At 69.9% G+C, this 19,327-nt stretch carries 20 protein-coding genes; 11 read left to right on the forward strand and 9 right to left on the reverse strand.

Annotated elements, in window-relative coordinates; genetic code table 11:
• Positions 1 to 183 precede the first annotated feature (183 nt).
• The gene (locus ACQPY4_RS07820) at positions 184 to 873 is read left to right on the forward strand and encodes a Crp/Fnr family transcriptional regulator (RefSeq protein ID WP_433333926.1); all 690 of its coding nucleotides are present in this window, start codon (positions 184 to 186) and stop codon (positions 871 to 873) included.
• A gap of 320 nt (positions 874 to 1,193) precedes the next feature.
• On the forward strand, positions 1,194 to 2,207 hold the full coding sequence (locus ACQPY4_RS07825) for a LysR family transcriptional regulator (protein WP_433333928.1): 1,014 nt from the start codon (positions 1,194 to 1,196) through the stop codon (positions 2,205 to 2,207).
• Between the two features lie 160 nt (positions 2,208 to 2,367).
• On the opposite strand, the gene ACQPY4_RS07830 is transcribed toward ACQPY4_RS07825, so the two are convergent.
• The 4 genes from ACQPY4_RS07830 to ACQPY4_RS07845 are packed head-to-tail and all read right to left on the reverse strand — an operon-like array spanning position 2,368 to position 5,859.
• Positions 2,368 to 3,612 carry an ABC transporter permease gene (locus tag ACQPY4_RS07830; protein WP_433333930.1) on the reverse strand — a complete coding sequence of 415 codons (1,245 nt, stop codon included), beginning with the start codon at positions 3,610 to 3,612 and terminating at the stop codon, positions 2,368 to 2,370.
• Complete coding sequence (locus ACQPY4_RS07835) at positions 3,609 to 4,292, reverse strand: ABC transporter ATP-binding protein (RefSeq protein ID WP_433333932.1); 684 nt, start codon at positions 4,290 to 4,292, stop codon at positions 3,609 to 3,611. The genes ACQPY4_RS07830 and ACQPY4_RS07835 overlap by 4 nt, the downstream gene beginning before the upstream one ends.
• The gene (locus ACQPY4_RS07840; protein ID WP_433333934.1) at positions 4,289 to 5,338 is read right to left on the reverse strand and encodes a peptidoglycan-binding protein; all 1,050 of its coding nucleotides are present in this window, start codon (positions 5,336 to 5,338) and stop codon (positions 4,289 to 4,291) included. Before ACQPY4_RS07840 ends, ACQPY4_RS07835 begins: the two co-directional genes overlap by 4 nt.
• Positions 5,335 to 5,859 (reverse strand): hypothetical protein, encoded by a 525-nt coding sequence (locus ACQPY4_RS07845; protein ID WP_433333936.1) that lies wholly within the window; start codon positions 5,857 to 5,859, stop codon positions 5,335 to 5,337. Before ACQPY4_RS07845 ends, ACQPY4_RS07840 begins: the two co-directional genes overlap by 4 nt.
• 168 nt (positions 5,860 to 6,027) lie before the next feature.
• On the opposite strand from ACQPY4_RS07845, the gene ACQPY4_RS07850 reads away from it, so the two are divergent.
• From ACQPY4_RS07850 to ACQPY4_RS07870, 5 genes are all read left to right on the forward strand, one after another.
• Entirely contained in the window at positions 6,028 to 6,684 is a 657-nt protein-coding gene (locus ACQPY4_RS07850) for a response regulator transcription factor (RefSeq protein ID WP_433333938.1), read from the forward strand.
• Entirely contained in the window at positions 6,681 to 7,919 is a 1,239-nt protein-coding gene (locus ACQPY4_RS07855; protein WP_433333940.1) for a sensor histidine kinase, read from the forward strand. Before ACQPY4_RS07850 ends, ACQPY4_RS07855 begins: the two co-directional genes overlap by 4 nt.
• Before the next feature lie 170 nt (positions 7,920 to 8,089).
• Positions 8,090 to 9,499 (forward strand): MFS transporter, encoded by a 1,410-nt coding sequence (locus ACQPY4_RS07860; protein WP_433333942.1) that lies wholly within the window; start codon positions 8,090 to 8,092, stop codon positions 9,497 to 9,499.
• A 39-nt stretch (positions 9,500 to 9,538) separates the two neighbouring features.
• On the forward strand, positions 9,539 to 10,108 hold the full coding sequence (locus ACQPY4_RS07865; protein WP_433333944.1) for a hypothetical protein: 570 nt from the start codon (positions 9,539 to 9,541) through the stop codon (positions 10,106 to 10,108).
• Between the two features lie 36 nt (positions 10,109 to 10,144).
• Positions 10,145 to 10,924: a MerR family transcriptional regulator gene (locus tag ACQPY4_RS07870; protein WP_433333946.1), complete on the forward strand. Its 780-nt coding sequence runs from the start codon at positions 10,145 to 10,147 to the stop codon at positions 10,922 to 10,924.
• Here ACQPY4_RS07870 and ACQPY4_RS07875 read toward each other — a convergent pair.
• A complete protein-coding gene (locus tag ACQPY4_RS07875) occupies positions 10,884 to 11,981 on the reverse strand; it encodes a serine hydrolase domain-containing protein (protein WP_433333948.1) in 1,098 nt (365 codons plus the stop codon). The genes ACQPY4_RS07870 and ACQPY4_RS07875 overlap by 41 nt on opposite strands.
• A 140-nt stretch (positions 11,982 to 12,121) precedes the next feature.
• Here ACQPY4_RS07875 and ACQPY4_RS07880 point away from each other — a divergent pair, with 140 nt between their 5' ends.
• Positions 12,122 to 12,586, forward strand: a complete 465-nt coding sequence (locus ACQPY4_RS07880) for a helix-turn-helix domain-containing protein (protein WP_433333950.1) — start codon at positions 12,122 to 12,124, stop codon at positions 12,584 to 12,586.
• 50 nt (positions 12,587 to 12,636) lie between these two features.
• The gene (locus tag ACQPY4_RS07885; protein WP_433333952.1) at positions 12,637 to 13,755 is read left to right on the forward strand and encodes an SMI1/KNR4 family protein; all 1,119 of its coding nucleotides are present in this window, start codon (positions 12,637 to 12,639) and stop codon (positions 13,753 to 13,755) included.
• Between the two features lie 518 nt (positions 13,756 to 14,273).
• Here ACQPY4_RS07885 and ACQPY4_RS07890 read toward each other — a convergent pair.
• Positions 14,274 to 15,026 carry a hypothetical protein gene (locus tag ACQPY4_RS07890; protein ID WP_433333954.1) on the reverse strand — a complete coding sequence of 251 codons (753 nt, stop codon included), beginning with the start codon at positions 15,024 to 15,026 and terminating at the stop codon, positions 14,274 to 14,276.
• Positions 15,027 to 15,204: 178 nt separating this feature from the next.
• Positions 15,205 to 15,681 (reverse strand): ATP-binding protein, encoded by a 477-nt coding sequence (locus ACQPY4_RS07895; protein ID WP_433333956.1) that lies wholly within the window; start codon positions 15,679 to 15,681, stop codon positions 15,205 to 15,207.
• Between the two features lie 227 nt (positions 15,682 to 15,908).
• Here ACQPY4_RS07895 and ACQPY4_RS07900 point away from each other — a divergent pair, with 227 nt between their 5' ends.
• A complete protein-coding gene (locus ACQPY4_RS07900; protein ID WP_433338852.1) occupies positions 15,909 to 16,298 on the forward strand; it encodes a DUF5753 domain-containing protein in 390 nt (129 codons plus the stop codon).
• Positions 16,295 to 16,489, forward strand: coding sequence for a DUF397 domain-containing protein (locus ACQPY4_RS07905; RefSeq protein WP_433333958.1), 195 nt, complete (start codon positions 16,295 to 16,297; stop codon positions 16,487 to 16,489). The genes ACQPY4_RS07900 and ACQPY4_RS07905 overlap by 4 nt, the downstream gene beginning before the upstream one ends.
• A gap of 151 nt (positions 16,490 to 16,640) precedes the next feature.
• On the opposite strand, the gene ACQPY4_RS07910 is transcribed toward ACQPY4_RS07905, so the two are convergent.
• Both ACQPY4_RS07910 and ACQPY4_RS07915 read right to left on the reverse strand, forming a co-directional pair.
• The gene (locus ACQPY4_RS07910; RefSeq protein WP_433333960.1) at positions 16,641 to 17,390 is read right to left on the reverse strand and encodes a succinate dehydrogenase/fumarate reductase iron-sulfur subunit; all 750 of its coding nucleotides are present in this window, start codon (positions 17,388 to 17,390) and stop codon (positions 16,641 to 16,643) included.
• The gene (locus ACQPY4_RS07915; protein WP_433333962.1) at positions 17,390 to 19,327 is read right to left on the reverse strand and encodes a fumarate reductase/succinate dehydrogenase flavoprotein subunit; all 1,938 of its coding nucleotides are present in this window, start codon (positions 19,325 to 19,327) and stop codon (positions 17,390 to 17,392) included. The genes ACQPY4_RS07910 and ACQPY4_RS07915 overlap by 1 nt, the downstream gene beginning before the upstream one ends.

Genomic DNA, 19,327 nt, shown 5'->3' on the forward strand with positions numbered 1-19,327 from the left:
GTCACCGCCGCCCGCTCCTCCGCCGTTCCCCAGATGTGTCCGCTGTTCCCTGGAAAGTCTGGGTGACCGCCCCACTTTGGCGCGGAAAGTCCGCTGTGAGTAGGGAGAAGTTCACACAACGCGTGATGCATTCGTGATTCCATGACGGGTTACCAGAAGGCTCGTTCGGTTTAGCGTGGTTCCATGACCGCTCTGGAGCCTGGCTCGTTCCTTGCCGAGCTCCTCCCGGTGGAGCGTGCTGACCTTGAGAACCGCGGACGTATGCGCGAGTTCGAGCGAGGTGCGGTGCTCTTCCACGAGGGCGAGCTGTCGACGTGGGTGGCAGTCCTGTTGTCGGGACGCGTCAAGGCGTTCTCGCACCGTGAGCACGGCGGCGAGGCGCTGCTGGCGGTGCGGGGGCCCGGTTCGCTGCTGGGCGAGGTCGCCGCGATCGACGGTCTGCCCCGCTCGGCCAGCGTCGCCGCCCTCGAACCGGCGCGCGCGCTCGCGCTGACCGAGGAGGAGTTCACCTCGTTCCTGCGTGCCCACGGCCGCGTCTCCATCCTCATCATGAAGACGCTGTGCCAGCGCTGGCGGGACGCCGACCGCAAGCGCATCGAGTTCGGCATGTTCGACGCCACCGAACGGGTCGCGCAGCGCCTGGTCGAGCTGGCCGAACGGTTCGGCGTGCCCTACCCCGTCCGGCCGGACGGGGCCGAGAGCGTCCGCATCACGCTCAGCCTCTCGCAGGAGGAGCTGGCGGGGTGGGTCGGGGCGTCCCGCGAGGCCGTCAGCAAGGCGCTGGGCACCCTGCGCCGGCACGGCTGGATCGAGACGGGACGCCGTCGCGTCATCGTCCACGACCTCCAGGCCCTCCGCCGTCACGCCCGTTGACGCCGGACCTCCCGACCCTCGATGTCTCCGGCCTGGCTCTCCGAGCTCTCGCCACCACGCCCGCTGACGCTGGGCTTCCCAACCCTCGACGACTCTGGTCTGGCTCTCGGAGTTCTCGCCGTGACGCCCGCTGACGCCGGGCTTCCCGACCCTCGACGACTGCGGCTTGGACCTCCGAGCTCTCGCCACCACGCCCGCTGTCCCGGGGGCCGCTAGGCCCTCGGCGACCTCGGCCTGGACCTCCGGGCTTTCCGTCGTCACACCCGCTGCCCCGGGGCCGCTATCAGGGTGACGGTTTTCATAGCCGTACGCTATGAAGGATGCAGCTTCAGCAGCTCTCGTACTTCGTCGCGGTGGCGGAGGTCCGGCACTTCACCCAGGCGGCCGAGCTCCTCCGGGTGGCGCAGCCGTCGTTGTCGAAGCAGATCCGGGCGCTGGAGAACGAGCTGGGCGCCTCGCTGTTCAGCCGGGCGCGGGGCAACATCACGCTGACGCCCGCGGGGGAGGCGCTCCTGCCGCTGGCCAAGCGCATTCTCGCGGACGTCGACACGGCGCGGCTCGAGGTGCAGGAACTGGCCGGGCTGCGACGGGGACGCGTCCGGCTGGGCGCCACGCCGTCGCTCTGCGCGGGGCTGCTGGCGGACGTGCTGCGCCGCTTCCACGACACCTACCCCGGGGTGCAGCTGATCGTGGAGGAGGGCGGGTCGCGCGACCTGGTGCGCGAACTGACCCGGGGGTCGCTCGACCTGGCGCTGGTGATCCTGCCGCTGCACGGCGACCCGCCGCTGGAGAGCACCCCCATCCTGCGCGAGCATCTCGTGGTCGCCTCCCCGGCGGCGCCGGAACGTCCGGAGGGGAACGGTCCACGAGACTCGGCGCCGATGCCGCGACGCTCCTACATGAAGATCTCCGACCTGCGGAACCGCCCGCTGGTGATGTTCCGCTCCGGGTACGACCTGCGCGAGGCCACGATCGGGGCGTGCCGGGCGGCGGGGTTCGAGCCGCGGTTCGCCGTCGAGGGCGGGGAGATGGACGCCGTGCTGCGCTTCGTCGAGGCCGGGCTCGGGATCGCGGTGGTGCCCAGCATGGTGCTGTCCGGCCGTCCCGGGCTCAGGGGCACGCCCCTGGTCCTGGCGGAACGACCGGACGACCAGCCCCGGCGCGGCCAGCCCGTGCCGGGGCTCCTGCGGACGATCGCCCTGGCCCACCGCAAGGACGTCGACCTCACCCACGCGGCCCGCGCTTTCCAGGAGATCCTGGAGACCTTCCTGGTGGAGGCCGCCCTCGCCGGAAGCCTCCCCACCGGCGTCGAAACCCTCGTCCCTACTCGCTGACCCGCCCCCCCGGGGACATCGGCCTCCGACCGCGATGCGTCCCGCCGGATACCCGGGGGCACGTGGCGTCGGCTTGCGGGCGGAGTCTGTGTCGCCGGGTGTTCCCCAGGGGGAACACCCGGCGACACTCGGGACGGTAAGCCGGGCCCCGGGGGGCTGGTCAGGTGCCGGTGAGGGCTTCGGTGGGGGAGAGGCGGGCGGCGCGGACGGCGGGGTAGAGGCCGGCGACGGCGCCGATGAGAAGGGTGGCGACGACGCCGCCCGCCATGGCCCAGGGCGGGACGACGGTGGGCCAGCCCTGGCTCAGCGCGTAGATCGCCGTGACCACGATGCCGAGGCCCACGCCGCCGACCCCGCCCAGCGCGGCCAGGAGTTGCGACTCGGTGAGGAACTGGAGCCGGATCTGTCCCCGGGTGGCGCCCAGGGAGCGGCGCAGGCCGATCTCCGCGCGCCGCTCCAGGACGGAGATGACCATGGTGTTGGCCACCCCGACCCCGCCGACCAGCAGCGCGACCCCGCCGAGGCCGAGGAGCAGCCCGGTGAACGCCTTGTCGGTGGCGTTCTGGGCGGCCAGGGCGTCGGAGGGACGGCTGACGTCGATCTCGTTGGGCGACTCGGGGTTCGCGGTCTCGGCCAGGACGTCCCGGACGGACGCGACCGCGTGCTTCTCGGCACGGGTGTAGACCGTGGTCGGGTGCCCGTCGAAGGCGAGGGCCGACTTGGCGGCCTCCCAGCCCACCAGCGCCGAGGAGTTCAGTTCGGGGGCCAGGTCGTTGGCGTGGAGGATCCCGACCACGGTGAACCAGCGTTCGCCCAGCCAGACCTGGACGCCGGTCCCCGTCACGCCGAGGCGTTCGGCCGACTCCGCGCCCAGGACGACCGCCGGGTAGCGTCCCGTCCCCGCGTTGAGCCAGGTCCCCTTGGCCAGGGTGAGGCCGACCGTCTGGGGCAGGTCGAGGCGGGCGGCCTGGACGGAGATGCCGCCGCTCTCGCCCTCGGGGATGTGGTCGTTGCGGTAGATCTTCGAATCCTTGAGCTTGCCGGTGGCCGAGGCCGCCATGACGTCGGGGATACGGCCGATCATGGCGACCGAGTCCTCGGGCAGGGACGCCTCGTCGCCCATGAAGTCGCGTCCGGGCGTGACGGTCAGCAGGTTGGTGCCCAGGCGGTCGAGGGTGTCCTGGAGCTGGGCGCGGCTGGACGTCGAGATGCCCACAACGCCGATCATGGCGGCGATGCCGATCGCGATTCCGAGCGCCGACAGGAACACCCGCATCGGGCGCGCGGTCAGGCCCGAGGCGCCGACGCGCAGGACGTCGCCGAGGCCGAGCCGCGCGGGCACGTCCGCGCGGGTGGGCAGGTCCGGACGCGTCGTCTGCGGCGCCCCGCGTTCGCGGCGTCTCATTGGGGAACCCCGGCCAGGTCGTCGACGACCCGGCCGTCGCGCATGGCGACCTGGCGGGGCAGGGACGCGGCGATCTCGCGTTCGTGGGTGATCAGGATGACGGTGGTGCCGCCCTCGGACAGCTCGCGGAGCAGGCCGATCACGCCGTCGCCCGAGACGGAGTCCAGGGCGCCGGTGGGCTCGTCGGCGAGCAGCATCGCCGGTTCCCCGACCACCGCGCGGGCGATCGCCACGCGCTGTTTCTCCCCGCCGGACAGCTGGTGGGGACGGTGGCCGAGGCGGTGGCCGAGGCCGACGCGTTCCAGCGCGGCGCGCGCGCGGAGCCGCCGCCGGGCCAGCGGGACGCCCTCGTACAGCATCCCGGTGGCGACGTTGTCGAGCGCGCTGACGCCGTCGGCGAGGTGGAACTGCTGGAACACGAACCCGATGCGGCGCGCGCGCAGGGCCGACAGGCGGCGGTCCGACATCGTCGACACGTCCCGCCCCTCGACCAGGACGGTGCCCTCGCTCGGCCGGTCGAGCGTGCCGAGCAGGTGCAGCATCGTCGACTTGCCCGAGCCGGACGGCCCGACGATCGCGACCAGCTCGCCGGGGTCGATGGCGAGCGTCACCGCGTCGAGCGCGGTGACGCCGCCGGGATAGGTCTTGGTGACCGCGCGGAGCTCCACCACCGGGATCATCGGGGAACCCCCACCTTCATGCCCTCTTTCAGGCCCGATCCGGAGATCTCGACCTTTCCGCCGGTGAACACGCCGGTCTCGACCGGGACGGTCCGGACGCCGGTCCCCTCGACGACCTGGACGCCGTAGCCGCCGTCCCCCCGAGCGAGCAGCGCCGCGATCGGCACGGCCAGGACGTCGGCGTGGCTGTCGGCGCTGAGCCCGACCTGCACCGGCGCCTTGTCGTAGGAGCCGAGCCCGCGCTGGCGCTGGATGGAGATCGTGAGCTCGATGGTCGTCGGGTCCTCCTCGGTGCGTCCTTCGGTGGCGACCTTGCCGACCTTGGTGATCCGGCCCTTGGTGGTGGCGCCGTCGGGCAGTTCGATCGAGACCGCGCTGCCCTTCCTGACCAGCTTCTGGTACTTGACCTCCAGGTCGACGCTGACCACGCGGGTGGTGCCGGTGTAGGTGAGGACGGGCCCGCCGGCCTTGTCGCCGACGGTGGCCTTGCGCTCGGCCACCCGGATCTCCCCGGACGCGTACAGCACCGACCCGGGCGCGACCTTGCCCGTCTCGTCCAGCCCGAGATCCTCCTGCCAGCGCTCGACGGCGTCGGCCGTCGCGGAGCTGAACTCCTTGTCGACGGTGAAGCCGGTGTAGCCGAGCGCCTGGAGGTTGCGTTCGAACTGCAGGACGTCCTTGCCCTCGGACCCGCTCGACAGCGTCCGGTAGAGGGGGAGCGACCCGTACAGCAGCGGTACCGGCTTGTCGTCGATCTTGAACGCGGGCCTGCCGCGCCTGACCGTCGAGCCCGCGGCCGGAAGCCAGGTCAGGGTGCCGCGACCGCCCCCGCTGGTCGCGGTCTCGGCGTCTCCGTAGTCGAGCGTGCCGTCGACGTCCTGCGTCTCGACCAGCGTGGTGCGTTCGATCGGGGCCGTCGCGGGGGGCGCGATGCCGCCCTTGGCGGCCGGTTCGCCGCCGCCGCCGAGGCCCGTGGTCGCCACTCCGGCCCCGGCGATCACCACGAGCCCGGTGACGCCGAGGACGACGGTGCGCCTGCGGCTCAACTCCCGCTCCCCGGACGCTTCGGCTCGTACTTGCGGCACTTCTTCTGCGCTTCCTTGAACTCCGGGTCGTCGGGGCCGCCGACCTTCGCGCCGCCGCCCGCGGGTCCGCTCTTCTTGACGGTGATGCGGCCGTCGGCGTCCGGGTCGGGCATGTCCACGCCGTTCTCGCGCATGCACTTGGCGAGCTGGCGCATCTTGGCCAGGTCCTCGGGCTTGAGCTTCTTCGGCTCGCCGCCGTCGGGCCGCAGGTGACGGCACTTGGACTCGGCGGCCTTCATCTTGGCCTCGCCGTCGCCCTCCTTGCCGGTCATCCGCATCCGGACGCCGCCGTCCTCGCCCGGGTCGTCCATCTGGACGCCGTTCTCCCGCATGCAGGCGGCGAACTTGCGCATCTTCTCGGTGTCGCTCGCCGCCTTCGCGGTGGTGCCGGCCTTGGCGTTCTTGCCGTCGTCTCCGCAGGCGGGCAGCCCCAGCAAGAGCGCCGGCACCAGGGCCAGCGCGGCGAACGTCTGTCGTCGCATGGGTTCGGTCTCCTCGTCGTCTCGTCCGCCGGGCGGTTTCCCGGCGACGAGGAGCAGTCCAGTCCCGAACCCATAACTCGGGCGTAACCACATCACGTTATGCCCGCGTTACGCCTCTGGCCCCAGGCTGTGCGAGAACAGCAAGGTGAGGGGCTGGGGGGCGGGAACGTGCGCGTATTGGTCGCCGAGGACGAGCGGATGCTCGCCGACTCGATCGCCGAGGGGCTGCGGGGCGAGGCGCTGGCCGTGGACGTGGTCTACGACGGGGACGCGGCGCTGGAGCGGCTCGGCGTCAACGACTACGACGTGCTCGTCCTGGACCGGGACCTGCCCGTCGTCCACGGGGACGACGTGTGCCGCGCGGTGGTCGACTCCGGCGCCCATGTGCGGGTGCTGATGCTGACCGCCGCCGTGACCGTGCCCGCCCGGGTGGACGGGCTGCGGCTGGGGGCCGACGACTACCTGACCAAACCGTTCGCCTTCGAGGAGCTGGTGGCCCGGATCCACGCGCTGGGCCGTCGGGCCCGGCCGGCCGATCCGCCGACGCTGGAGCGCTCCGGCATCCGGTTGGACCCGGGCCGCCGCGAGGTCTACCGGGACGGACGCTACGTCCCGCTGGCCCGCAAGGAGTTCGGCCTGCTGGCCGAGCTGCTGCGGGCCAACGGCTCGGTCGTCCCGGCCGAGTCGCTCCTGGAGAAGGTCTGGGACGAGCACGCCGACCCGTTCACCAACACCGTCCGGGTGACCCTGATGAAGCTGCGCCGCAAGCTCGGGGACCCGCCGATCATCGAGACCGTCCCGGGAGTGGGGTACCGCCTGCCATGACCACCGCTTTCACGCCCGCGCCCGTGCCTTCGGCGGCGTCCCCGCTCGCCGAGCGGTTCCGGCCGACGATCCGGCTGCGCCTCACGCTCCTGTACGGCGGGCTGTTCCTCGTCGCGGGGATCGTCCTGCTCGCGCTGATCTATTTCCTGATGCGCAACAACATGCCGACCGAGGGCAAGCACGTGAAGTTCCTGTCGAAGCCGGGCCAGACCCAGCCGCCGCCCGAGATGCTGGAGCGGATGCCCCCCGGGACGATGCTCACCAGCGAGCAGGCCCAGAACGTCGTGGGGGAGATCAGGAAGGACACCGCGCGCGAGACGCTGCGTTCCCTGCTCACCCAGGGTGCCATCGCGCTGATGCTGGTGGGCGCGGCGGCCGTGGGGTTCGGCTGGCTGCTCGCCGAGCGCGCGCTGCGTCCCGTCCACAAGATCACCGAGACGGCGCGGCGCGTGGCGCGCGGTCACGACCTGGGCGAGCGCATCGCCTACGCGGGCCCGCGCGACGAGGTCAAGGAGCTGGCCGACACCTTCGACACGATGCTCGAACGGCTCGCCCGCTCCTTCGACGGCCAGCGGCGCTTCGTCGCCAACGCCTCGCACGAGCTGCGCACGCCCCTCGCGGTCAACCGCACGCTGGTGGACGTCGCCGTCCGCCGTCCGGACGCCACCGACGACCTCAAACGGCTCGGCGAGTCGCTGCTGGTCGTCAACGCCCGTCACGAACGGCTGATCGACGGGCTGCTCACGCTGGCGGGAAGCGAGAACCACCTGGTCGGGGGAGGGCCGCTCGACCTGGCCGACGTCGCCTCGCACGTCCTTGACCAGGCGGGTGCCGAGGCGTCCGGGCGGGAGATCACCGTCCATCGCGACCTGGACGCGGCCCGCACGACCGGGGACCCGGTGCTGCTGGAACGGCTCGTCCAGAACCTCGTGGAGAACGGGATCCGCCACAACCATGACCACGGCGAGCTCTGGGCCACCACGAGAATCCGCAACGGATGGGTCGAGCTGGTCGTCGCCAACACCGGCCCCGTCGTCCCCGGGTACGAGATGGAGACGATCTTCGAGCCGTTCCGCCGCCTGGGCAACGAGCGCGTCCGCTCCGACCGGGGCAGCGGCCTCGGCCTGTCGATCGTCCGCGCCACCGCCAACGCCCACCACGGTGCCGTGAGCGCCACACCGCGTCTGGGCGGTGGACTGGTCGTCACGGTCCATCTTCCCGCCGCTTCGCCCTAGTCCGGGTGCCAGTAGCGGTCGGGGTTGTGCTCCTCCTTCAAGCCCAGGGTCGTCATCGCGTCCTCGGAGGTTCAACCTTCCGGTTGAGGGCCGTGCGTCCTTCGCCAGTGTGACGGTGGACGCCGGGCGGGGAAAGTCTCCGGGACGACTTCAACGACACGCTTGAAGTCATGAGTCTTCAAGAAAAGGAACCGGCTGTTGCCGCGTCCGGCGGCTCGCCGGGACGGCGGCGGCTGACGCTCGCGGTGGTGAGCGCCGCGCAGCTCCTGGTCGTCCTGGACGGCACGATCGTCAACATCGCCCTGCCGTCCGCCCAGCGGGCGCTCGGAATGTCCGACGCGAACCGGCAATGGGCGATCACCGCCTACGCGCTCGCCTTCGGCGGGCTGCTGCTCATCGGCGGGCGGGTCAGCGGCGCGCTCGGCCACCGCCGCACCTTCGTCACCGGCCTGATCGGCTTCGCCGCCGCGTCCGCGCTGGCGGGGGCGGCGGTGAACCCCGAGACGCTGTTCGCGGCGCGGGCCCTGCAGGGCGTGTTCGCCGCCGCGCTCGCGCCCGCCGGGCTGTCGCTGCTCACGACCACCTTCACCGAACCGCACGAGCGCGGCCGGGCGTTCGGGGTGTTCGCGGCGGTCGGCGCCGCCGGCTCGGCCGTCGGCTTGGTCGCGGGCGGGCTGCTCACCGAGCACGCGGGCTGGCGCTGGTGCCTGTACATCAACGTCCCGATCGCGCTGCTGGCCGTGCTCGGCGCGACCTGGGTGCCGCGCGACCGTCCCGGCCGGGAGACCGGACGCCTCGACGTCGCGGGCGCCGTGCTCAGCACCGCGGGGTTCGGCGCGGTGGTCTACGGCTTCAACGAGGCCGAGGCGGCCGGATGGGATTCGCCTCGGGTGCTGGGGCTCCTGCTGGGCGGGGTTGTGCTGCTGGGGGCGTTCGGCGTGGTCGAGGCCAGGGCGCCGCGCCCGCTCCTCCCGATGCGCGTGCTCCTGCACCGCGCCCGTGCCGGAGCCTTCAGCGCGATCATGCTGATGTTCGCCGCGATGTTCGGCTTCTACCTGTTCATGACCTACTACCTCCAGGCGAACCTCGGCTACTCGCCGTTCCAGGCCGGGATGGCGCTGATCATCAACGCCGTGGCCGCCTTGATCGGGTCGATGCTCGTCGCCGGACGGCTGCACGGACGGGTCCCGCCCGCCGCGCTGATCGTGCCCGGTCTGCTCACCGCCGCGGCCGGGATGCTCGTCCTGACCCGCCTGACACCCCAGAGCGAGGACGTCCTGCCGCTGTATCTCGTCCCGGCCCTGGTCCTGACCGGGCTCGGCCTGGGCTGCGTGATGCCCCCGACGGCCGCCCTCGCGACGGCCGACCTGGACTGGCGGGACGTGGGAGCCGCGTCGGCCGCCTACAATGCCGCGCAGCAGCTCGGCGCCGCGCTCGGCACTGCCCTGTTCAACACCGTCGCGGCGAGCGCGGCGGTGCCCGTCCACGGCTACACCACCGCGCTGACCGTCGCCTTCGGGATCCTCTTGGCCGCCGCCTGTCTCGCCGCGCCCTTGACCTGGAAACGCGTCCGGCGCTAGGACCGTTTTCCCAGGCCCGCGACGCGGAAGAAGAGGAACATGCTCATCCCTGCCGACGTCCTCGCCCAGATCCGGACCGGCACGGTCACCCTGGCCTTCCGCCGCTGGACGCGGCCGCGCGTGCGCCCGGGCACCGCGCTGCGCACCATGATCGGCCTGGTCGAGGTCACGGCGGTCGGCGAGGTCGGTCCGGACGACATCACCGAGGCCGACGCGTCCCGGGCGGGGTTCCCCTCCCGGGACGCCCTGCTCGCCTACCTCGATTCCAGACCGGACGGCGCCCTCTACCGGGTCGCCGTCCGGTACGGGGGCCCGGACCCGCGCATCGCCCTCCGGGAACGCGGCGACCTCGACGAAACCGAGGGGGCCGAGGTCCTGGAACGGCTCGCGCGGTTCGACCGGCGCGGCCCCTGGACCGCCCAGGTGCTCCAACTGCTCGCCGACAACGAGGGCGTCCGGGCGGCCGACCTCGCCGCGTCCATCGGCTGGGAGACGGCGCCGTTCAAACGCGACGTCCGCAAGCTCAAGGAACTCGGACTGACCGAGAGCCTCGGCACCGGCTACCGCGTCTCCCCGCGCGGGCGCGCGATTCTCGATGCCCTCCGTTGACTCTGACACGGTGTCATGGGCTGAGCTGAGGTCGTCATGTTGAGCATCGGAGAACTCGCCCGCCGCACCCGAGTATCGGTCCGGATGCTGCGGCACTACGACGCGCTGGGGCTGGTCGAGCCCCAGCGCGTCGACCCGGAGACCGGCTACCGCTGGTACGCGCCGTCCCAGATCGGCCGGGTCGACACGCTCGTCGCCCTGAAGGAGCTCGGGTTCAGCCTGGACGAGTGCCGCGCCCTGCTGGACGAGCGGATCTCCGCCGACCGGCTGAGCGGGATGCTGCGCTTGCGCCGCGACGAGCTCGAACGGCGCGTCCAGGCCGACACCCGGCGGCTGGCCGAGGTGGAGCGGCGGCTCCGATCGATCGAGGAAGGTCTGCGGATGACCCACGGAACACTGCGGCTCGAACCCCTGCCCGCGCTCCGCCTCGCCCAGGTCAGCGGCGAGGTCAACGACACCAGCGAGATCGCCGCCCTGCACCGCGAGCTGCTGGCTAGGCTCAACCCCTCCGACGGACGCGTCGTGAGCACCTATAACGGAGGATCCAAGATCGAGGTCGCGGTCGGCGTACCCCTCGCCCCCGGCCAGGACCCGCCGGACGGCCTGCACCTGGCCGAGTTGCCCGCCGTGGAACGAGGAGCCGTGCTGACCCGCCGCCCGAGCACGGACGACCCGTGGCTCACCGTCGACGCCGTCCTGCACGAACGCGGCCTGGAATCGCACGGCCCCTACCGGGAGGTCACCGACGGCGACCTCGTCGAACTCCAGTGCCCGGTCAGGCCCGCTCGGCGACGCCCTTCGTCAGGCGCGAGTTGAGCTCCTCAAGGTCCCACTTCCCGTCCCGGAAGGCGTGGTTGGAGATCCAGAAGACCATGACCCGGCGGTCGAGGAACCGGGCGAACTCCCCGAACGACCAGTCGTTGCCCCCGTCATGCTCGACCACCCGCCCCAGCGGCGACCGAGGAAAGACACCCCAGCCGTACCCGTAGTAGACCTTGGTGTCGCCCTCCGACTCGGTCAGCACATGCGGGGCGAACAGCTTGCGCTTCGCCTCCCGCGACAGGATCCGATCGCACTCCAGCGCCCGGTGCCAGCGGAACATGTCACGCGGCGTCGACAACAATCCACCGTTGCCACGCAGGTACCAGTGCGGACCATCGCTCGCCCACGGGTGCTCGTACGGCCTCCCCTGACGCACCCCATGCCGGTCGTACTCGACCGCGACCTCACCCGGCCGCCATTGGGGGAGCACGTACCCCGTCCGGCCCATCCCCGCCGGAGCGAAGAGCCGCGATGCCAAGTACCTCTCATACGGGACGCCAGACACCTTCTCGACAATCGCCGCCAGGACGCTGTAGCCCAGGTTCGAGTAATGGAACTTCGCTCCCGGGGACGCGATCAGCCGAGAACCCATCGCGCCCTTCAGCATGGCGTCCCGCGTCACCGGGTCGTAGTCGCTGCCGATCTCGTCCAGCCCCGACGTATGGGTCAGCAACTGGTGCAGCGTGATCGCCCGCTTGTCCGCGGGCACCGAGCCGACGAACTGCCCGACCCGATCGGTGACACGCAGCTTGCCTTCCATCTCCAGCTTGAGGACGGCCGCCGCCGTGAACTGCTTGGTGATCGACATGACGTCATAGACGGTGTCGCACCCGGCCGGGATCTTCGCCTCACGATCGGCCAGCCCGAAGCCCTCGCAGTGCACGAGCTTGCCGTCCCGCGCGGCGACGACCGTCCCGCCGGGCCCCTTCGGCAGGGTCGCGTCGAGGAACTCCGGTATGCCGTCTTCGGACTCCGCGTGCGCCGGTGCGCCCGCGAGTGCGAGCGCCGCCACGGCGGCGAACGCGGTCAGGACATGCCTTCGGCGGTTCATCCATACTCCTGTTTCGATGAAACGAATGGGATGATCCGAAGCGTCCACGCCACCGCCGCCGGTGAGCAATCCTGTGATCTGTACGAGCTCGTACGCATTCGTACGCAGACGCTGTATCCGCAGTTCGGGGAGGGGTCCACATGATCGAGATCGAGCGTCCAAGACCAGAAGATCCGGCCACCCCGGCCGAGTTCACCCAGGCCCTCAGAGCCCTCAAGGCCTGGTCCGGCCTCTCCTACCGAGAGATCGAGTCCCGCGCCAGAACGGCCGGCCTGCGCCTCCCGTTCTCCACCGCGTCCGGCATGCTCGGCCGCACCACCCTCCCCCGCGAAGACCTCCTCATAGCCTTCACCACCGCCTGCGGCCTCCCCAAGGACGAAGTAGCCGCCTGGGTAACCGCCCGCAAACGCCTAGCCATAACCGCCACCACCCCAGCCCCCATCACGCCGCCCCCGGTCGCCCCCCGTAAGCGCCCAAAGCTCCGACACCGCCTGGCCCTGGCCGCCTGCGCCGCCCTCGTGGCAGCGGCCGCCCTCGTCTCTCAGCCCCAACTCACCCACGATGTCGACGTCACTACCGACGTGGCGGTCCAAAGCACCCGCTGACCATGGAAACTGAGGCGAGGTTGTCCTAGGCGTCAGGCACCATGCGCCGTATGGATTGGATGCCGTGGCTGACGCGCTGGAGCGAAGAATGGGTGCGGAGCATCGACCAGGACATGGTGGACGCCGAATTGCTGCGAACCCGATGGCTCGGGTTCGCGCCGGCCGCCCCGGAGGCCGTAGCGGCGGCTGAGGCGCGGCTCGGGACACGGCTCCCACCGTCCTATCGGAGCTTCCTCCTCGCGACCGACGGCTGGCGCGAGGCCGGGACGTCCGTCCGGCGGCTGCGCGACACCTCCAACGTGGGCTGGTTGCACGACATCGAGCCACGCTGGGAGAAGTGGGAGCTCTTCTCTCACGACGACGAGCGCGATGCGATCTCGCGGGGCTTGCTGATTTCGCTCCAGGTCGATGCGGGCGTGCTCTTCCTCGACCCGGGTGACGTCGGCGAGGACGGCGAATGGGCCGCCTACAGCCTGTTCTCGTGGGATGCCGAGCCACCCAGACGCTTCCCGTCCTTCCACGCGCTCATGGAGAACCTCTACGCAGGGTTTCGCCAGATGGGGGAGCACGGGGACGACACCGACCTTGCCCGTGCCCGCCTGCACGCGCTAGCCGGGAGGACCGACACAGCCATCGCGGCACTCGCCGACGCCGATGACCCCGCCGCCTCCGTCCTGAGACTCCAACTCCTGCTTTTCCTCGACCGGACCGATGAGGCCCGACAGTTGATGGCGCGGCTCCTGGACGATTCCACGCCGGATGGATTCCTGAACGATCCGTTGTTCACCGAGGAACTGCTGCCTCTGCTGTTCGCCGAGCACGAGCGCAGCGCCTCGACCGGCCCGAGTTCGATCCTGCAAGCGGCGATGGACGAAGGCGATCCCGAAGTGCTTCTTGCCGTGGACGACCATCAGACCCGGCTGAGCCAAGGTGATTCGCAGTTCCAATACGGCAACCCCGAGTTCGACGCGCTCGTCAAGGCGGCACTCGCACAGCACAACGAAGACCCGGAAGCCCTGTGGCAGGCCATCGCAGACGCACTCGCGTCCTGGCAGCCCCGCAACACCGACCACCTCGCGCCGGTCGTCCTCCTGGCCGATCCCGTCCTGGCGGCGACGTTCACGCCAAAGCGTGGCCGCACCCTCCTCTCCCGCCCCCGAGCCTTGTGACCGCCGGTCTTTCACACGAGCAAAGCGGGCAAGCCCCAGCCCGACATGGAGGCGCAGGCGCATCCTGCCAAGCGGAGTCAGGGTGCGAGGCGGGCCAGACCCATTTGCCATGCGGCGGGGTTGGGCGGAGGCCGTAGTCGGATGCGAGTGCCTCGACGATGGGCAGACCCTCCAGCCTGAACTGCTTCTAGCAAGTAATTCCCCATGGCGACCCAGCCCAAAGAGCAGGGCCGCCATGGCCATCCCGCGGTACTACTGGGCCGGCTCGCCGCAATCGCCGTGCTGCTGGGCGAGGCGCCGGCCGCTGTAGTCCCCGGCCGGCAGTCCAAGCGCCATGCGGGTCTAGCCGCCAGATCGAGGGCGGCGGGCCTGCACGAGATTTTGCAGGCCACGTTCGGCTGGAGCGATGAGGCGCTGCACTGCTTCACCGTCCACGGTGTGGAGTACTGGCTATGGATGACCGGCGGGGGCTGGAGTCGCCCTCTTCGGTGGGCGGTCGTTCCGTGGGGCCGGGCTGGTCAGCGTGGGCAGGTCAGGGTGACGTTCTTCCCCGCCCACTGGCGGAACCAGGCGTGGGGGGCCTCGCGCAGTTTGGTGCGCATGCGGCCGTATTTCGCGTGCCGGTCGTAGTAAGCGAGGGAGTGCCGCACCATGCCCATCGCGATTCCCTGGACGACCCCCTTGTCCCTTGCCAGCGCCTGGAGGGCCTGGCCCTGGCTCTTTCCGAAACCGAGGGCCTGAAGCTGCCCGTGACGCTCGAGGAGAGCGTCGATCATCTTGATCCGGGTGTTCTCGTAGTCGATCAGTCCGTCCCGGAACTGCTTCGTGGCGACCTTCTGCTTCACGGTCATCCTCGGCCAGGTCGGGTTGGTGATCGTCATCGTCGACCGTTTGGGATAGACCTTCGAGTTCATGTCGGCGCTGGCCTTCCAGTAGACCGACCCGTCGGGTCGCTCCTTGGGCTCCAGCTCCGCCCCGTCGAACTGATAGCCGACCGCGATGTTGGTGTTGCTGGCCCGCTTTCCTGAGTCCCACCACATGCGTGCGTTAACGCAGGTGCGGAACTTCTTGTTGGCGACCTTCAGGGGAGCCTGCGGTTTGACGGGCGCCTGCCACACCTTGCTCTTGTCGGGCGCCGTTACGGCCTGGGCGGTCCCCATGCTCGACGCGGTCGCGCCGAGCAGTGCTGCGGTCACCACGACCACGCTGGCCGTACGGTGCCGGCCCTTCTTCGAGGCCGGGCCGCTCTGTTCGTACGGTGGGATAGTCAACTATTTCTCCTTCAGGACGTTGCGCCCCCCCGTCGGCGTATCCCGACAGGACTTGGAGGGCCAACCCTAAGAAGGGGGGAGAATTCCGAAAAGCAGTGTTCCGCTCAGCGGACCGTGCCCCTGGACCACTCGCATCCTGGCCCGCTGTGGGACGTCTTGGGTGCTGACGCCGTCCATGTCACCTGCTCTCCGCAGCGAAGGTCGGGCGGGCCCTGAGACGGGTCCAGACCCATTTGCCGTGGGGCGGAGTTGGACGCAATCCGTACTCGGCCGAGAGCGCCTCGACGATGGGCAGGCCCCAGCCGCCCGTGCCGTCATCGTGGCCCGGGTCCAGGGCGCGCGCGTCCGGGGTGATGTCAGCCAGGTCCAGCTCCACAACGGGCTTGGCGACCGGGTGACTGTCGGACGAGTCCCAGACACCGAGGGTGATGGACTCGGCCTCGCGTGTGATCCTTACGCGAATCTCGCCGTGTGGAGTCGCCTCGATCGCATTCGCGATCAATTCGCCGATGACCAGGCTCGCGTCTTGAAGTAGATTTTCGAGGCCCCAGTTGGAAAGTTGAAATCCGAGCAACGTTCGCACATGCATAGGTGCCGTACGAGCCGCGAGACAGGTGATGTTCAATTCGGTGGGGATTGTGGTTTCCATGGCCATCTTGTCCGTCCCTGGTTGGCTCGTTCTTGGGACAAGAGTGATGCTCGCGAACTAAGTTGTCGCGTGTCGATGACACATCCGACACATCGGAGCGTGGCCAATGGCACCCGTCGAGTCACTGAACCCCGACACGTCCTTCAAGGACTGGATAGCCTCTGACCTGCGATTCTGGCGTGAGCGAGAGGGTCTTTCGCTCTCACAGAATCGAGGGGACGGTCGAGGGACGTATGAAGCGGCAAGAGGTGCTTACACGCAAGAGGCCGCCCCTGCTCTGGGTTCTGATGGACGAGAGCGTGCTCTATCGCCCAGTGGGCGGGCCTGGTGTGATGCGAGAGCAACTCGCACGGCTCGTGGAAGCGTCGGACACACCCCACGTGATGATTCGCGTGATCCCGCAGGCCACCGGATTTCACCTCGGCTTGGACGGTTCGTTCAACACGCTGACCATGGAGAGTTCAGAGTCGGCGTACGTCGAGGCGCCGGGTGGCGGACGGTTGATACAGGGCAATACCGAGGTGCGCGAGTTCGGGGTACGTTGGGATCGAATCGGCGCAAGCGCCCTCCCTTGGGACTCTTCACGAGATCTCGTAGCACGAGCGATGGAGCGATTTGAATGATCACTTGGCGTAAGTCAAGCCACAGCGGCGGCGGTGGTTCGGGTGGCCAAGAGTGTGTCGAGGTGGCCAGGCTTCCCGGATATATCGGCCTCCGGGACTCGAAAGACCCTCACTCCGGGCACCTCACGGTGTCGGCCACGACCTTCGCTGCGCTGGTCGCCCGGGTGAAGCGGGACAAGTTGACTCCCTGACCCAAGCCTTAAGCACCGCAAAGAGCCCCGGCTGTGTGCTGGGGCTCTCTGCGTATTAGTCCCCTGGGGGTCTGGGGGCGGAGCCCCCCAGCTTGGGGTTTGGGGCGGGAGCCCCCAATTTGGCTGTCCGAGCGTAGTGAGGGCCTTGTTTTTAGTGTTTTTTGCTGGTGGTGGCTTTGAGGTAGTCGTGGTTCAGGCGGCCTATTACGTCTAGGGGGATGCCCTTGGGGCAGGCGGCGGTGCATTCGCCGGTGTTGGTGCAGCCGCCGAAGCCTTCGGCGTCGTGGGTTTCGAGCATGTTCACTACTCGGTCCCAGCGTTCTGGTTGGCCTTGGGGGACGAGGCCCAGGTGGGTGACCTTGGCGCCGAGGAAGAGGGCGGCGGAGCCGTTGGGGCAGGCGGCCACGCAGGCGCCGCAGCCGATGCATTCGGCGGCCTCGAAGGCGCGGTCGGCGTCGGGCTTGGGGACGGGTGTGGCGTGGGCCTCGGGGGCGGTGCCGGTGGGGGCGCTGATGAAGCCGCCGGAGGAGATGATGCGGTCGAAGGCGGAGCGGTCGACCACCAGGTCCTTGACCACCGGGAAGGCGCGGGCGCGCCAGGGTTCGACGTCGATGGTCTCGCCGTCTTTGAACTTGCGCATGTGGAGCTGGCAGGTGGTGGTGGCGCGCTCGGGGCCGTGCGGGGTGCCGTTGATGACCAGGGAGCACATGCCGCAGATGCCCTCGCGGCAGTCGTGGTCGAAGGCGATGGGTTCGGAGCCCTCGGAGATCAGGCGCTCGTTGAGGACGTCCAGCATCTCCAGGAACGAGGCGTCGGGGGAGATGTCGTCGAGCTTGTACTCGACCATCGAGCCCTTGTCGGCGGGGCCCTGCTGGCGCCAGACGCGCAGTGTGAGCTTCATTACTTGTACGACCTCTGCGTGGGCTTGACGTATTCGAACTCGAGGGCCTCCTTGTGGAGGACGGGCTGCTCGCCCTCACCGGCCCATTCCCAGGCGGCGACGTAGGAGAAGTTCTCGTCGTCGCGCTTGGCCTCGCCGTCCTCGTCCTGGGACTCGCCGCGGAAGTGGCCGCCGCAGGACTCGGTGCGGTGCAGGGCGTCGACGACCATCAGCTCGCCCAGCTCCAGGAAGTCGGCGACGCGGCCGGCCTTCTCCAGTTGCTGATTGAGCTCCTCGCCCTTGCCCGTCACCTTGACGCGCTCCCAGAACTCCTCGCGCAGCGCCGGGATGAGGTCGAGGGCCTTGCGCAGGCCCTCTTCGGTGCGTTCCATGCCGCAGTACTCCCACATGATGTGGCCGAGTTCGCGGTGGAAGGAGTCGACGGTGCGGTCGCCGTCGATGGAGAGGAGTCTCTCGATTTGGGAGCGGACGCGGGTTTCCGCCTCGGTGATCGACTTCTCGTTGACCGGGTCCAGGTTGGTGCGGGCTATGTAGTCGCCGATGGTGTTCGGCAGGACGAAGTAGCCGTCGGCCAGGCCCTGCATCAGCGCGGACGCGCCCAGGCGGTTGGCGCCGTGGTCGGAGAAGTTGGCCTCGCCGATCACGAACAGGCCGGGGATGTTGGACTGGAGGTCGTAGTCGACCCACAGCCCGCCCATCGTGTAGTGGACGGCGGGGTAGATGCGCATCGGCGTCTCGTAGGGGTTCTCGCCCGTGATCCGCTCGTACATCTCGAAGAGGTTGCCGTACTTGGCCTCGACGGTCGCGCGGCCGAGCCGCTCGATCGCGTCGGCGAAGTCGAGGTAGACGCCGAGGCCGCCGGGGCCGACGCCGCGTCCCTCGTCGCACACGTTCTTGGCCGCGCGGGACGCGATGTCGCGCGGCACCAGGTTGCCGAAGGAGGGGTAGATGCGCTCCAGGTAGTAGTCGCGCTCGTCCTCGGGGATGTCGGAGGGACGGCGGTCGTCGCCGCCCTTCTTGGGCACCCAGACGCGGCCGTCGTTGCGCAGCGACTCCGACATCAGCGTCAGCTTGGACTGGTGGTCGCCGCTGACCGGGATGCAGGTCGGGTGGATCTGGGTGTAGCAGGGGTTGGCGAAGTACGCGCCGTGCCGGTGCGCCCGCCAGGACGCGGTGACGTTGGAGCCCATCGCGTTGGTCGACAGGAAGTAGACGTTCCCGTAGCCGCCGGAGGCCAGGACGACGGCGTCGGCGGTGTGGTGCGTGACCTCGCCGCTGATCAGGTCGCGGACGACGACGCCGCGGGCCCGGCCGTCCTCCATGATCAGGTCGAGCATCTCGTGGCGGGCGTGCAGTTCGACGTTCCCGGCGTCGACCTGGCGCATCAGGGCCTGGTAGGCGCCGAGCAGGAGCTGCTGGCCGGTCTGGCCGCGGGCGTAGAACGTCCGGGAGACCTGGGTGCCGCCGAAGGAGCGGTTGTCGAGCAGGCCGCCGTACTCGCGGGCGAACGGGACGCCCTGCGCCACGCACTGGTCGATGATCGAGGTGGAGATCTCGGCCAGCCGGTGCACGTTGGACTCGCGGGCGCGGAAGTCGCCGCCCTTGACCGTGTCGTAGAACAGCCGGTGCACGCTGTCGCCGTCGTTGCGGTAGTTCTTGGCGGCGTTGATGCCGCCCTGCGCGGCGATGGAGTGTGCGCGGCGCGGGCTGTCCTGGAAGCAGAACTGGACGACGTGGTACCCGGCCTCGCCGAGCGTGGCGCCGGCCGAGCCGCCCGCCAGCCCGGTGCCGATGATGATGATCTTCTTCTTGCGCTTGTTGGCCGGGTTGACCAGCTTGGCCTCGAACTTGCGGGTGGTCCAGCGCTCGGCGATGGGGCCCTGCGGCGCCTTGGCGTCGGAGATCGGCTCGCCGGACTTGTAGAAGGTGTCGCTCAT

Source organism: Spirillospora sp. CA-294931 (assembly GCF_050946795.1).
Taxonomy (GTDB): Bacteria; Actinomycetota; Actinomycetes; order Streptosporangiales; family Streptosporangiaceae; genus Spirillospora.